The organism is Streptomyces yamdrokensis, assembly GCF_053890455.1.
Genome location: NZ_CM132679.1, coordinates 2,035,789 through 2,049,194, shown reverse-complemented (window position 1 = coordinate 2,049,194; position 13,406 = coordinate 2,035,789). Strand labels below are relative to the sequence as shown.

At 70.8% G+C, this 13,406-nt stretch carries 15 protein-coding genes; 3 read left to right on the top strand and 12 right to left on the bottom strand.

Annotated features, from left to right (window positions below):
- Positions 1-353 precede the first annotated feature (353 nt).
- The 6 genes from ACWZEH_RS08590 to ACWZEH_RS08565 all read right to left on the bottom strand — a co-directional run bounded on the left by ACWZEH_RS08590 (position 354) and on the right by ACWZEH_RS08565 (position 6,219).
- Positions 354-1,007, bottom strand: coding sequence for a response regulator (locus ACWZEH_RS08590; RefSeq protein WP_456197105.1), 654 nt, complete (start codon positions 1,005-1,007; stop codon positions 354-356).
- On the bottom strand, positions 992-2,365 hold the full coding sequence (locus tag ACWZEH_RS08585; protein WP_456197103.1) for a sensor histidine kinase: 1,374 nt from the start codon (positions 2,363-2,365) through the stop codon (positions 992-994). The genes ACWZEH_RS08590 and ACWZEH_RS08585 overlap by 16 nt, the downstream gene beginning before the upstream one ends.
- Before the next feature lie 113 nt (positions 2,366-2,478).
- Positions 2,479-3,489: an NAD-dependent epimerase/dehydratase family protein gene (locus ACWZEH_RS08580; RefSeq protein WP_456197101.1), complete on the bottom strand. Its 1,011-nt coding sequence runs from the start codon at positions 3,487-3,489 to the stop codon at positions 2,479-2,481.
- Positions 3,490-3,631: 142 nt separating this feature from the next.
- Positions 3,632-4,669 (bottom strand): glutamine synthetase, encoded by a 1,038-nt coding sequence (glnII, locus tag ACWZEH_RS08575; protein ID WP_456197099.1) that lies wholly within the window; start codon positions 4,667-4,669, stop codon positions 3,632-3,634.
- Between the two features lie 401 nt (positions 4,670-5,070).
- Positions 5,071-5,745: an RlpA-like double-psi beta-barrel domain-containing protein gene (locus ACWZEH_RS08570; RefSeq protein WP_456197098.1), complete on the bottom strand. Its 675-nt coding sequence runs from the start codon at positions 5,743-5,745 to the stop codon at positions 5,071-5,073.
- 114 nt (positions 5,746-5,859) lie between these two features.
- Positions 5,860-6,219 carry an arsenate reductase family protein gene (locus ACWZEH_RS08565; protein ID WP_456197097.1) on the bottom strand — a complete coding sequence of 120 codons (360 nt, stop codon included), beginning with the start codon at positions 6,217-6,219 and terminating at the stop codon, positions 5,860-5,862.
- A gap of 231 nt (positions 6,220-6,450) precedes the next feature.
- Here ACWZEH_RS08565 and ACWZEH_RS08560 point away from each other — a divergent pair, with 231 nt between their 5' ends.
- On the top strand, positions 6,451-6,759 hold the full coding sequence (locus ACWZEH_RS08560) for a hypothetical protein (RefSeq protein ID WP_456197095.1): 309 nt from the start codon (positions 6,451-6,453) through the stop codon (positions 6,757-6,759).
- A gap of 60 nt (positions 6,760-6,819) precedes the next feature.
- Here ACWZEH_RS08560 and ACWZEH_RS08555 read toward each other — a convergent pair whose 3' ends face one another.
- Positions 6,820-7,080 carry an SCO2583/SCO2584 N-terminal domain-containing protein gene (locus ACWZEH_RS08555; RefSeq protein WP_456197093.1) on the bottom strand — a complete coding sequence of 87 codons (261 nt, stop codon included), beginning with the start codon at positions 7,078-7,080 and terminating at the stop codon, positions 6,820-6,822.
- Positions 7,081-7,216: 136 nt separating this feature from the next.
- Between ACWZEH_RS08555 and ACWZEH_RS08550 the strand changes: the two genes are divergently transcribed.
- Positions 7,217-7,684 (top strand): ankyrin repeat domain-containing protein, encoded by a 468-nt coding sequence (locus ACWZEH_RS08550; RefSeq protein WP_456197091.1) that lies wholly within the window; start codon positions 7,217-7,219, stop codon positions 7,682-7,684.
- 57 nt (positions 7,685-7,741) lie between these two features.
- Here the strand turns inward: ACWZEH_RS08550 and glnA are convergent, their stop codons facing one another.
- A complete protein-coding gene (gene glnA, locus ACWZEH_RS08545) occupies positions 7,742-9,151 on the bottom strand; it encodes a type I glutamate--ammonia ligase (protein ID WP_456197089.1) in 1,410 nt (469 codons plus the stop codon).
- Positions 9,152-9,426: 275 nt separating this feature from the next.
- On the opposite strand from glnA, the gene ACWZEH_RS08540 reads away from it, so the two are divergent.
- Complete coding sequence (locus ACWZEH_RS08540) at positions 9,427-9,897, top strand: RDD family protein (protein ID WP_456197087.1); 471 nt, start codon at positions 9,427-9,429, stop codon at positions 9,895-9,897.
- A gap of 100 nt (positions 9,898-9,997) precedes the next feature.
- On the opposite strand, the gene ACWZEH_RS08535 is transcribed toward ACWZEH_RS08540, so the two are convergent.
- From ACWZEH_RS08535 to lipB, 4 genes are all read right to left on the bottom strand, one after another.
- Entirely contained in the window at positions 9,998-10,699 is a 702-nt protein-coding gene (locus ACWZEH_RS08535; protein WP_456197085.1) for a DUF4191 domain-containing protein, read from the bottom strand.
- A gap of 117 nt (positions 10,700-10,816) precedes the next feature.
- On the bottom strand, positions 10,817-11,020 hold the full coding sequence (locus ACWZEH_RS08530; protein ID WP_384021204.1) for an SCO2195 family GlnR-regulated protein: 204 nt from the start codon (positions 11,018-11,020) through the stop codon (positions 10,817-10,819).
- A gap of 285 nt (positions 11,021-11,305) precedes the next feature.
- Entirely contained in the window at positions 11,306-12,271 is a 966-nt protein-coding gene (gene lipA / locus ACWZEH_RS08525; RefSeq protein ID WP_456197084.1) for a lipoyl synthase, read from the bottom strand.
- 139 nt (positions 12,272-12,410) lie between these two features.
- Positions 12,411-13,208: a lipoyl(octanoyl) transferase LipB gene (gene lipB, locus ACWZEH_RS08520; protein WP_456197082.1), complete on the bottom strand. Its 798-nt coding sequence runs from the start codon at positions 13,206-13,208 to the stop codon at positions 12,411-12,413.
- Positions 13,209-13,406 lie beyond the last annotated feature (198 nt).

The window sequence follows — 13,406 nt, the reverse complement described above, 5'->3', positions numbered from 1 at the left end:
AAGGGGGGAATCGCTTCCCTGTGCTCTGGTAATTTTCCTTTGCCCCGCAAAAGGGGTCGGTTCGGGCTGGACCGCAACCCTCGGGTTGGAAGCCCGCCGCCTCAGCGGTGGGTGGAGTCACGGAACTCCTCTGACTTCGTTGGGGAGTACCTCCTTGCGGGTGTCGAATCGCCCAACAGAAGCGGAGCGGCTCCCTTGAGTACGGGAGCCGCCCCGGGGGTGTTCACCCGTCTCGGAAATTGATGAGAAGTTCGTACGCCACTCTGGTTTCAACAGTCCCTGGCACACGAGGAGTTGCGGATCGACCGCGACGGGTGGGAGGGAGTTCCCGGCGAGGTGCGGCGAGTCGGCTTTCACCGGCCACGGTCGAGATGGGCGAGAACCGCCAGCACGCGCCGGTTGTCGTCGTCCGATACCTCCAGGCCCAGTTTGGCGAAGATGTTGGCGGTGTGCTTGGCGACGGCCCGTTCCGTCACCACCAGCTTGCCGGCGATCGCCGCGTTGGACCGGCCCTGCGCCATCTGCTCCAGCACCTCCCGCTCCCTGGGCGTCAGCCGCGCCAGCGGCCGGTCGTCGCCCGATCTCCGCGCCAGCAGCTGCTGGATCACCTGCGGATCCATGGCCGTACCGCCGCCGGCCACCCGCCGTACGGCGTCCACGAACTGCTCCGCGTCGAAGACCCGGTCCTTGAGCAGATAGCCCACCGCACCGCTGCCGTCGGCCAGCAACTCCCGCGCGTACAACTGCTCGACGTGCTGCGACAGCACCAGCACCGGCAGCCCGGGCCGCCGGCGCCGCGCCTCCAGCGCGCACTGCAGCCCCTCGTCGGTGTGCGTCGGCGGCAGGCGTACGTCGACCACGGCGACGTCCGGTTTCAACTCGGCTAAGGCCCTGGCCAGTTCGGGCCCGGACTCCACGGCCGCGGCGATCTCGAAGTCATGGGCCTCAAGGAGCCGGACCAGTCCGTCGCGCAGCAGGAACAGGTCTTCGGCTAGGACAACTCGCAAGGGATCTCCATGGTGACCATGGTGGGGCCGCCCACGGGAGAGCTGACGGCCAGGACGCCGTCGAATGTACCCAGCCGCCGCTCCACCCCGGTCAGCCCCGAGCCGGCCCCGATCGCCGCGCCGCCCCTGCCGTTGTCGGTGACGCTCGCCCGCAGACACCCGTCCGCATGGTGGAGGTCCACCCAGATCCGGTCGGCCTCCGCGTACTTCACCGCGTTGGTGAGCACCTCGCTGACGGCGAAGTACGCGGCAGACTCCACCGGCGCCCCGGCCCGCCCCGGCAGGTCCACGCTCACCTCGGTCGCCACCGGGAGCCGCAGCGCCAACGCCCGCACCGCGTCGCCCAGACCGCGTTCGGCCAGCACCGGCGGATGGATGCCGCGCACCAGCTCACGCAGCTCCGACAGCGCCTCCACCGACGACTTGCGGGCCTGCGCGATCAGCTCCCGTGCCTTGTCCGGGTCCTTGTCGAGCAGTACCTCGATGGTCCCCAGATCCATGCCCATCGCGACCAGCCGGGCCTGCGCCCCGTCGTGCAGATCCCGCTCGATGCGCCGCAGTTCGGCCGCGGAGGTGTCCACCGCGTCGCGTCGCGTCTCGGTCAGCACCCGTACCCGCTCCTCCAGTCGACCCGCTCCGGGGGAGAGGACGGCGCGGGTGAGCCGGTAATGGGCGTTCAGCACCGACGGGGCGAGGAAATGGGCGACGAAGACCAGACCGAGGGCCAGCACCCCGGCGCCGAGCGCGGACGCCTGGTCGCCGACGGGGACGAAGCCGTACCAGTACGGGTCCGGCATGATCCGCCACAGTCCGAGGGCGAGCGCGATGCCCTCCAGCGGGTACAGCAACAGCGCGGCCGGCATCACCGCGGTGGCGAACCCCGCGCTCATGTCGACCGGGAGCCACAGAAGCTCCCGCCAGGTCGCCGGGTCGCGCAGCATCACGGAGGTGCGCTCCCACGGGCCGGCGCCCCTCGGCACCGGCCGGTACGCGGGCGGAATGCGCACCCCGCCCCACTCGGCGGCCAGCACCCGTCGCCAGTTCGCGTAGGTCCGGGCCCGGTTCAGCACGTACGGCGTGGTGACGACGCCGACGCCGGCCGGGATCAGCGCGAGCGACATCAGGGTCAGGGTGAAGGCCGTCACCGACAGCGGGAGCGACACCAGCGCCAGCACCAGCCCTCGCGACGCCCCCCTCAGAAGGCCTTTGGTGTGCCTGGCGCGCCCGCTGCCGGTACGCGTGTTCGCGCTCGTGCCGCCCGTACGCGCGGGGTCCGTACGCGCGGGGTCCGTACGCGCGGGGTCCGGGGGCGTCGCGTCACCGCTCGTGTGGTCCGTGGGCACGGGGTCAGTGGTCATGACGTCAGTCTGGCCGAGCGCCGCATCCGGGTCACGGGGCCGAACCCCCCGGTCGGGGGGTGGTGTTACCTACACCTCGGCGTCCCTTCCCCGGCTCCGCGGCCTCCGTCCCGTCACGCCCCGTCGGCCGCGGCGAGTACCTTCGCCTCCGTCCTCGGGTCGAGCCCCTTGGCCGTCCGGTCCCTGCGCTGGGGCGCGCTCCCGTCGAGACCCCGCAGCCAGCGCCAGGTGTCGGCGACGGTCTCGCCGACGGGACGGCAACGCAGCCCCGCCGCGAGCGCCCGGGAGACGTCACCGGCGTGCAGGGCGTCGTGCATCTCGCCGCCCGGCGGCACCCAGACCGGCAGCTGCGTCCACGGTTCGATGCCGGCCTCGAGGATCACCTCCGGCCCGGTCCACCGCAGCTCGGCCGTGCCCCCGGTCGCCTCCGCGCAGGCCTCCAGCAGCGTGCCCATCGTGGCGTGCCCCTGCGGGCCGGTCAGGTTGTAGGGTCCGCTGATCCCCTGTTCGGCCGCCCCGAGGATCCACTCGGCGAGGTCGCGGACGTCGACGTACTGGAGGGGCAGGTCACGCGGCCCCGGCGCGAGGACCGGGCCGCCGCGTGCCATCCGGTTCAGCCACCAGGGCAGCCGGCCGACGTTCTCGTACGGGCCGAGGATCAGCCCCGCCCGCGCCAGCACCGACCGGTCCGCGCCGAAGGCGTCCACGACGGCCAGTTCGCCGCCCCGCTTGTCCCGCGCGTAGTCGGTGTGACCGGCGTGGGCGTGGGCGTCGGCCACGACCGGGGCCGCCTCGGTGGCTCCGGCGGGCGCGGGCCACGCGTACACCGAACGGCTCGACACGTACACGTACCGTCCGGCGCGGCCCCGCAACAGCCGCGCCGTGTCCCAAACGGCACGCGGGGCGGCCGACCAGGTGTCGACGACGACGTCCCACGTGTCGTCCGACTCGTCCAGGGCGGCCAGACCGCCGACGGCCGTGCGGTCGCCCAGCAGCGACCGCACGCCCACCGCGGCCGCGTGCCGCCCCCGGTGGAAGACGGTCACCTCCCAGCCCCGCCCCAGCGCCGCCTCGACGACGGCCCGTCCCGCGAACTCCGTACCACCCAGCACCAGAAGTCTCATACGCCGGACTCTGCCGGAGCGGGCGGGGCGAGGGAACAGGGATCTGCCGAGGGCAGAGGACCGGGGTTCGGCGACGAAGCGAGGGGCACCCGTTCGACGGGTGCCCCTCGCTCCACAGGCGGATGCCGAGCCGTGGGACGGCTCAGACCTGGCCGGCCTTCTCCAGCGCGGTGCAGCACGTGTCGACCATCAGACGCGTCACCAGGTACGGGTCGACGTTGGCGTTCGGACGGCGGTCCTCGATGTAGCCCCTGCCGTCCCTCTCGACCTGCCACGGGATGCGCACCGAGGCGCCGCGGTCGGAGACACCGTAGGAGTACTCGTTCCACGGCGCGGTCTCGTGCAGGCCGGTGAGACGGTCGTCGATGCCGGCGCCGTAGTTCTTGACGTGGTCGAGCGGCTTGGAGCCCTCACCGAGCGACTCGCACGCGGTGATGATCGCGGCATAGCCCTCGCGCATCGCCTTGGTGGAGAAGTTGGTGTGCGCGCCCGCGCCGTTCCAGTCGCCCTTGACCGGCTTGGGGTCCAGGGTGGCGGAGACGCCGAAGTCCTCGGCGGTGCGGTAGAGCAGCCAGCGGGCCACCCACAGCTGGTCGGAGACCTCCAGCGGCGCCAGCGGGCCGACCTGGAACTCCCACTGGCCCGGCATGACCTCGGCGTTGATGCCGGAGATGCCCAGGCCCGCCTTCAGGCAGTTCTCCAGGTGCGCCTCGACGACGTCACGGCCGAAGATCTCGTCCGAGCCGACACCGCAATAGTAGCCGCCCTGCGCGGCCGGGAAGCCGCCCTCGGGGAAGCCGAGCGGGCGGGCGCCCTTGAAGAAGGTGTACTCCTGCTCGATGCCGAAGACCGGCTCCTGCGCGGCGAACCGCTCGGCCACCTCGGTCAGCGCGGCCCGGGTGTTGGACTCGTGCGGCGTCATGTCCGTGTTCAGGACCTCGCACAGGACCAGGACGTCGTCACCGCCGCGGATGGGGTCGGGGCAGACGAAGACCGGCTTCAGCACGCGGTCCGAGGCGTGGCCCTCGGCCTGGTTGGTGGACGACCCGTCGAAACCCCAGACGGGCAGCCCGGCGACCGCGGTCGTCTTCTCGGAGTCCGCCAGGATCTTGGTCTTGGAACGCAGCTTGGCCGTCGGTTCCGTGCCGTCGATCCAGATGTACTCAGCCTTGAAGCTCACGGTCCACTTCCTTCGGGGCGGGTCGGGGCGCATGTGCGGGTGCTGCACGCTGCGGCGTTGCGCCACGCCGGCAGCGGGGTGCCGGGGCGCCCCGCTCGCGATGACACGCAGCCTGTCAACAGGCGGTTTCCCGGCCATTGCCCGAATGTGAACCTCGTGTTACCGGCGACCGTTGTGTCCCGGACCGCGCTGTGAGCACGGCGTGGCGGGCGCGACTCGTGGCCGACGGGACCACGCGACGGGGCCGTACACGACAGGGAGCCCTCCCCCGCTCCCGACGGCGGTCGAGCAGGGGAGGGCTCCCACCCCGGGTGCGACCGGGCCGGGGCGCGCCGTGGCACGCCCCGCCCCCCGAACATGGTCCGCACCGCAGGGGGCTCCTGTGGGCGTTTCCGCGGGTGTCAGCCCACCTTCTCTATGAGTGCCCGGCGGATCAGGAACTTGCCGGGCTCCCGGACCTGTTCGAAGGCCGCGTCGTTGAGCAGGACGCAGCTGCCGGACACCCCGGTGACCTCGACGGTCGTGGACTTGTCGTTGTCCAGGTTGGTGACCTTGAGCCGCGTCCCGGCCGGGAACAGGTTGCTGGACGCCGCCGGGGCCCCGTCCTCGCCGGAGAGGGTGACCGTGGAGCCGTTGCACACCTGCTCACCGGAGGCGGCGGCGCCGTCACCGCCCGGACTCTGAACGGCGTCGTCCCCGCCGGCCTGCTCGTCCGGGGCGGGCTGTGCGGGCTCCTCGGGCTGTGCGGGCTGGGAGTCCTGAGCCGACTCCCCAACCGTGCACCCGGACGCCTCCTGCTTGAGCTCGATCTCGGCGATGACCGCCTCGCGGTTGGCGATCCGCGCCCCGGACTGGGCGTCGGGACTGGCCCGCTGGCCCTCGATGAACTTCTGGTTGTTGCCGAGCGCGGTGGCGAGGCCCTGGCAGACGGTCGAACCGGCCGCCGACTTGGTGGTGGGCGTCTGGGAGGCGTTCGACGTACTCGCCATGACGAAGGCACCGCCACCGGCCACCGTCACCGCGCTCACCAGCAGCGCGAGCTTCTTCTTGGGACCGAGCGTTCTCCTGCGCGACATGCGCGCCTCCTGAGCGGTAGGGGAGCGTACGCCGCTATGTACGAGATCCCGAACGGAGTTGCTCAGCGGTCCGGCCGACTCTCCGAAGTGGCCTGCGTCACAAGGGGCCGGTGTTCAGCGGGACAGGGCGTCCCGTACCGCCTCGTCGGTGCGGGCCACGACCGCCGTACCGTCCTCGGCGGTGATGATCGGACGCTGGATCAGCCGGGGATGTTCGGAGAGCGCCGCGATCCAGCGCTCGCGCGACCCGTCGTCCCGGGGCCACTGCTCGAGCCCGAGCTCCTCGGCGGCGGCCTCCCGGGTGCGGGTGATGTCCCACGGCTCAAGACCGAGCCGCTCCAGCACCTCTCTGATCTCGTCCGGGCCCGGTACGTCCTCCAGATAACGGCGGACGGTGTAGTCGGCACCCTCGGCGTCCAGCAGGCTGACGGCGCTGCGGCACTTGGAACAGGCCGGATTGATCCAGATCTCCATCCGCCCACGGTACGCCCGGCCCGGTTCTGTTCGATTTCTCACCGCCCTCACGCACCCCCTTCGAACCAGATGCTCCACGGTCGTGATCCACCGCCTCACCTGGGCGTTCGATGGCTGCTTCAGGTTCCCCGAATGTCGGTGCCGGGCGGTAAACTAGGAGCAGTGTTCGAGGGTGTTGCCGGGGCCGGCGTGGATCCCGGTGGGCACCCTGACCGCGACAGGAGGATGCCTGTGCCCGCTGCCGCACTCAAGCCGATGCCCACCCAGTCCACAGCGAAGCGTGCCGTACCGCTCGAAACGCCCTGCGCGCCCGTGGCGAAGCGACCGCTGCCGCCGGGCCGCCCGCGGGAGTGGTACGTGACGCACAACCGCCGCCTCAAGGCGATGAGGCTCGCCATCGCCCTGCTCGACTCCGGCGTCTACCTTCCCGACCAGGCCCGCGACGAGACGATCCGCGGCGCGGCCCACCTGATCGGTGTGCACCCCCCGTCGGAGACGACCTGCCGCATGGTCCGGGCCTTCATGCGCTACAACCGCTGAGCCGGTCCCCGAAAGGCGCCGGGCGCTCCCGATTCCCGGGGGCGCCCGGCCGCTCTGCGATCAGTACGGGCGGAAGTCGATGTAGCCGAGGAAAACGATCACTGCGGCGACGCAGCCGAGGACCACGACGGTGGAGACCCAGGACGACGACGAGCGGCGGGACGCCCTGTGCTCGGGTTCACCGCGGAACGGGACCGGGCCGGGAGGGTTGTCCTTCCAGCGCGCGGCGAGCATGCGGGCGCGGGCCGACGGCTCCTTGAGCTCGGCCGTGTCCGCCCACTTGATGTCGAACTCCCGCTCCTCGTCGTTCCTCTCGGGCATCCCCGTGACCTCTCTCGAACAACAGTGTCAGCTTCAATCATCCCTCGCGGGGCCCGCAGGGGAAAGTGCCTTCCGGACACACTCCGGCACCTCCGGTCGCCGCCGTGCACGGCCGCGGACGCATACGCTCGCCCCGGTGAACAGACGAAAGCGGAAGAAGCTCTCCGGGCGGCTGGTCGAGGCGGCGATGTTCGCAGAGGCCGACACGGTGCGAGCCCTCGTGCGAGCAGGCGCCGACCCCGGTGGAGCCAACGCCGACGGCACCGTCCCGCTGTACGCGGCCGCCGTCCGCGGGGCCACGGAGATCGTCGCCTGCCTGCTGGACGCAGGGGCTCTTCCGAACGCGGAAAGCCGTGACGAGACGGACGGCACCCCTCTGTGCGCGGCCGCCGCATGGGGCCATGCCGACGTGGTACGCCACCTCCTCGCCCATGGCGCCGACCCCGGTCTCCGCGAGGACGACGGCGAGGGCCGCTCGCCCCTCGAGTGGGCCAGGAACGGACACCACACGGAGACGGCCGCACTTCTTCTCGCGGCGGGCGCACTGAGCCCGGACGGGACAACGAGGGCCGCCACCCCGGCAGGCGGGGAGCGGCCCTCGTAGTGTTTCCGGCGTGCGGGCGGAGAAGCGGCCGGGCGGTGGGCGCCCGGCCGCCGCCGTTTACACGTCGAAGTAGAGCTCGAACTCGTGCGGGTGCGGGCGCAGGGCCAGCGGGGCGATCTCGGTCGTGCGCTTCAGGTCGATCCACGTCTCGATCAGGTCAGGCGTGAAGACGTCGCCCTGGAGGAGGAACTCGTGGTCGGCCTCGAGGCGGTCGAGGACGGCGCCGAGCGAGGTCGGGACCTGCGCCACGCCCGCGTGCTCCTCGGGGGCCAGCTCGTAGAGGTCCTTGTCGATCGGCTCGGCCGGCTCGATCTTGTTCTTGATGCCGTCCAGGCCCGCGAGCAGCAGCGCCGAGAACGCCAGGTACGGGTTGCCGGAGGCGTCCGGGGCACGGAACTCGACGCGCTTGGCCTTCGGGTTCGAGCCGGTGATCGGGATGCGCATCGCGGCGGAACGGTTGCGCTGCGAGTACACCAGGTTCACCGGGGCCTCGAAGCCCGGTACCAGGCGGTGGTACGAGTTCACCGTCGGGTTGGTGAAGGCCAGCAGCGACGGGGCGTGCTTGAGGATGCCGCCGATGTAGTAGCGGGCCATGTCCGACAGGCCGGCGTAGCCCTGCTCGTCGTAGAACAGCGGGGAGCCGCCCGTCCACAGCGACTGGTGGACGTGCATGCCCGAGCCGTTGTCACCGAAGATCGGCTTCGGCATGAAGGTCGCGGTCTTGCCGTTGCGCCAGGCGACGTTCTTCACGATGTACTTGAAGAGCTGCAGGTCGTCGGCGGCCGCGAGCAGGGTGTTGAACTTGTAGTTGATCTCGGCCTGGCCGGCCGTGCCCACCTCGTGGTGCTGGCGCTCGACCTTCAGGCCGGCCCGGTCCAGCTCCAGGGAGATCTCGGCGCGCAGGTCGGCGAAGTGGTCGACCGGCGGGACCGGGAAGTAGCCGCCCTTGTAGCGGACCTTGTAGCCGCGGTTGTCCTCCAGCGCACCGGTGTTCCAGGCGCCCGCCTCGGAGTCGATGTGGTAGAAGGACTCGTTCGCCGAGGTGCTGAAGCGCACGCTGTCGAACACGTAGAACTCGGCCTCGGGACCGAAGAAGGCGGTGTCCGCGATGCCGGTGGAGGCGAGGTAGGCCTCGGCCTTCTTGGCGACGTTGCGCGGGTCGCGGGAGTACTGCTCGCCCGTGATCGGGTCGTGGATGAAGAAGTTGACGTTCAGCGTCTTGTCACGGCGGAACGGGTCGACCCTGGCGGTCGTCAGGTCCGCGCGCAGCGCCATGTCGGACTCGTGGATGGCCTGGAAACCGCGGATCGAGGATCCGTCGAAGGCCAGTTCCTCATCGGGGTCGAACGCCTCAACAGGCACCGTGAAGTGCTGCATCACGCCCGGGAGGTCGCAGAAGCGGACGTCGACGAACTTGACGTCCTCGTCCGCGATGAACTTCTTGGCCTCGTCGGCGTTCTGGAACATCCAGCTCCTCCTACCCCCGGCCGTCCCGCCGGGGTGGTAGATCGTTCGTGCGGCCAGTGCGGGCGGCCCACGCTGCCCTCGACCCTAGGGACGGGTGGTTTCTCGGGCGTGACCCATTTGTTTCGCACAAGTTAACCGGCCCATCTCTCACGGTAGCCCGGTGACGTTCCGCCGTCGCATCGTCGTCCTCCTCGGCCGGCCCCGGTCCCTCCCCGGTTCCTCCCCGGTCCACCCCGCCCTCCGCCGGCCGTGCGGGAGCGCAGTACCGTGGTCGGGTGGACAACAGGCAGGCAATCGGATCGTGGCTCTCCGGGCCGCGCGCGGCCATGGAAGACGCCGGCGCCGACTTCGGGTACCGGGGCGAGCAGCTGGGGCTGCCGGAGGACGGACCGGGCTCCATCGCCCGTCCGGGGCGCAGGATCGGCGCCCTGGCCGTCGACTGGGCACTGTGCGTCCTGATCGCATACGGCCTCATCACCGACGGCTACGACGGGCAGACGACCAGCAACTGGGCGCTCCTGGTGTTCCTCGTCCTGAGCGTCCTCACCGTCGGCACGGTCGGGTTCACCCCCGGGAAGCGGCTCTTCGGCCTGCGCGTCGTCGCCGTCGGCAGCGGCCGGGTCCAGCCGGTGCGCGGCCTGGTCCGCTCGGCGCTGCTCTGCCTGGCCGTCCCCGCCCTGATCTGGGACCGCGACGGCCGAGGCCTGCACGACCGGCTCGCCCGCACGGTCGAGGTACGTGTCTGAGACACCGGCCACCACGGCGCTCGTACGACGGAGGAGGGGCACCCGGAATCATTCCGGGTGCCCCTCCTCCGTCGTACGAGCGCCGTATACGGGGCCCGCCTCAGCGGGTCTTCGGGCCGCCCTTCGGGAGCTTCATGCCCTTGGGCATCGGGCCCTTGGGGAGGGGCATGTTGCTCATCAGATCGCCGAGGGCGCGCAGTCGGTCGTTGGTCGCGGTGACCTGCGGGCCCGTGAGCACGCGGGGCAGCTTGAGCATGGTCGTGCGCAGCTTCTTCAGCTCGACCTGGCCCTCACCCGTGCCCACGACCATGTCGTGCACCGGGACGTCCGCGACGATGCGGTTCATCCGCCGCTTCTCGGCGGCGAGCAGGCTCTTCACCCGGTTCGGGTTGCCCTCGGCGATCAGCACGATGCCGGCCTTGCCGACCGCGCGGTGCACCACGTCCTGGTTGCGGTTCATCGCCACGGCGGGAGTCGTGCTCCAGCCTCGGCCGACGTTGTCCAGTACGGCCGCGGCAGCGCCCGGCTGTCCCTCCATCTGCCCGAAGGCCGCCCGCTCGGCCCTGCGCCCGAAAACGATCGCCATCGCGAGGAAGGCGAGCAGGAAGCCCAGGATGCCGAGATAGATGGGGTGACCGATCAAGAAACCGATCGCGAGGAAGACACCGAAGGTGACGATTCCGACAGCCGCGAGTACAAGACCGATCTTTTTGTCGGCCCTGCGGGTCATCTTGTAGGTCAGGGCGATCTGCTTCAGCCGCCCGGGGTTCGCAGCGTCCGCTGCGGTTTCCTTCCTCGCCATGCGGTGAAGTCTACGTGTCCCCAGGGGCGAGGACGACGGCAGTGTCCGTGAGGGGCCGGGCGGGGGACGGGAAGGCGGCAGGCGGGTGCCGGCCGGTGCCGTGCGACGGCAGAGGGGTCAGAGGCTGATGACGGTCGGGGACTGGTCGAGCACGCGCTGCGCCTCGACCCGGTCCTTGGCGCGACGGCGGTCCTCCAGCACGGAGGTCCAGGCGTTACGGCGGGCGGTGCGCTGGCCGCCGCTCATCAGGAGCGACTCGACGGCGCGCAGGGCGGTGCCGAAGGACGGGATGGCGGTGGCACGGACGGGCGCGGCCTGCATGGTGGAGGTCTCCCTCGAAACATCTTCGGGTACGGGAAGTACGTGGTGTGATTCCAGGGTCACTGATTGGTGTTACCAGGGCGTGACCCGCCGGTCAAACGGACATGAAGCCGAGATTCGGGCCCCGTGAAAGCCGACGCGGCCCCGGCGTACGTCCTCATCTGCGAGGACGGCAGGGACCGCGTTCTCTCGGCCATTACTTATCGGTAGTATCTTGTGCTCAGATTCACACGCATGCCTCATGCGTGCCCGGCCCCGTCCCGGAGCGGACGGGGTGACGCCGTGTCAGACGGCCTGCGTCGCGACGTACGTCCCGCGCTTCTCGACCGCCATCCGGTACAGGCGGCCGGCCCGGTACGAGGAGCGGACCAGCGGGCCGGACATCACACCGGAGAAGCCGATCTGCTCGGCCTCCTCCTTCAGCTCCACGAACTCGTGCGGCTTCACCCAGCGGTCGACGGGGTGGTGGCGCACCGACGGGCGCAGGTACTGCGTGATGGTGACGAGCTCGCAGCCGGCGTCGTGCAGCTGCCTCAGCGCGTCGCCGACCTCCTCACGGGTCTCGCCCATGCCGAGGATCAGGTTCGACTTGGTGACCAGGCCGTAGTCCCGGGCGGCGGTGATGACCTTCAGGGAGCGGTCGTAGCGGAAGCCGGGGCGGATCCGCTTGAAGATGCGGGGCACGGTCTCGACGTTGTGCGCGAACACCTCGGGGCGGGAGGAGAAGACCTCCTCCAGCTGCTCCGGGACGGCGTTGAAGTCGGGGGCCAGCAGCTCGACCTTGGTGCGGCCGGTCTCGCGCGCGGCGGTCTGCGCGTGGATCTGGCGCACCGTCTCGGCGTACAGCCAGGCGCCGCCGTCCTCCAGGTCGTCGCGGGCGACGCCGGTGATGGTGGCGTAGTTCAGGTCCATGGTGACCACGGACTCGCCCACGCGGCGCGGCTCGTCGCGGTCGAGGGCCTCGGGCCTGCCGGTGTCGATCTGGCAGAAGTCGCAGCGCCGGGTGCACTGGTCGCCGCCGATGAGGAAGGTCGCCTCGCGGTCCTCCCAGCACTCGTAGATGTTCGGGCAGCCGGCTTCCTGGCAGACCGTGTGCAGGCCCTCGCTCTTCACGAGGTTCTGCATCTTCGTGTACTCGGGCCCCATTTTCGCCCGTGTCTTGATCCACTCGGGCTTGCGCTCGATGGGGGTCTGGCTGTTACGGACCTCCAGGCGCAGCATCTTGCGTCCGTCGGGTGCGACTGCGGACACATCGGCTCCCTAGCTTCGATTCTTCGGCGTACACCAGGGTACGCCCGTGTTTGTCGGGCCTGCCGGTCAGGCCAACCTCAAAGACGCGGGGCCCATTCCCGGGCGCGAGGCCGGGGCCCCGCGTCCGGGCCGGGCCGGATCAGGTGCTCGCGCGGACGATCTCCCGGGGCTTGAGGTCGGCGTGCTCCAGGATGTCCCGCAGGTGGTGCTCGAGGACCGGGAGCACCTCGTCGATCGTGATGTCGCGGCCCAGTTCGGCCGCGAGGGAGGTGACGCCCGCGTCGCGGATGCCGCACGGGATGATCCGGTCGAACCACTTGTTGTCCGGCTGCACGTTGTACGCGAAGCCGTGCATGGTGACGCCCTTGGCCACCCGGATCCCGATGGCCGCGAGCTTGCGGTCCTCGCGGCGCTGGCCGGCGTTGGAGGGCGCGTACTCGGGGCCGTTCAGCCGCGGGTCGAACTCCTCGTCGGTCAGGCGGGGGTCGAAGTCCAGGGAGAGGCCGCCGAGCGCCGGGCGCTGTTCCACCGGGTCGCCCAGCACCCACACTCCGCTGCGGCCCTCGATGCGGGTGGTCGTCACGCCGAACTCCGCGGAGGTGCGGATCAGCGCCTCCTCCAGGCGCCGTACGTGCGCCACCACGTCCACCGGGCGGGGCAGCTTCTGGATCGGGTAGCCCACCAGCTGGCCGGGACCGTGCCAGGTGATCTTGCCGCCGCGGTCCACGTCGACGACCGGGGTCCCGTCCAGAGGGCGCTCGCTGTCCTGGGTGCGCCGTCCGGCCGTGTAGACCGGGGGGTGCTCCAGCAGGATCACGGTGTCGGGCACCTCGTCTGTGAACCGCGCCGCGTGCACCCGGCGCTGTTCGTCCCAGGCCACCTGGTAGTCGACGGCCTCGGTCCCGAAACCCATTCGGACGAACCGCAACTCACTCACGGGCGAGCGCCTCCCGGACGGTAGTAAGGAGAAGGAGCAGGACAAAAACGGTAAGGCGGTGGGGCGTGAGATGCCGTAAGGCACGAAACGCACCCAAGCCACTGTACGACCGTACGACCGGTCACCGTTCCGGCGCCCACGGGGCGCCGGTTCCGCCCGGTCCCGGTCCCGGTCTCCGGTCGCTGCCCGCCATCCGCC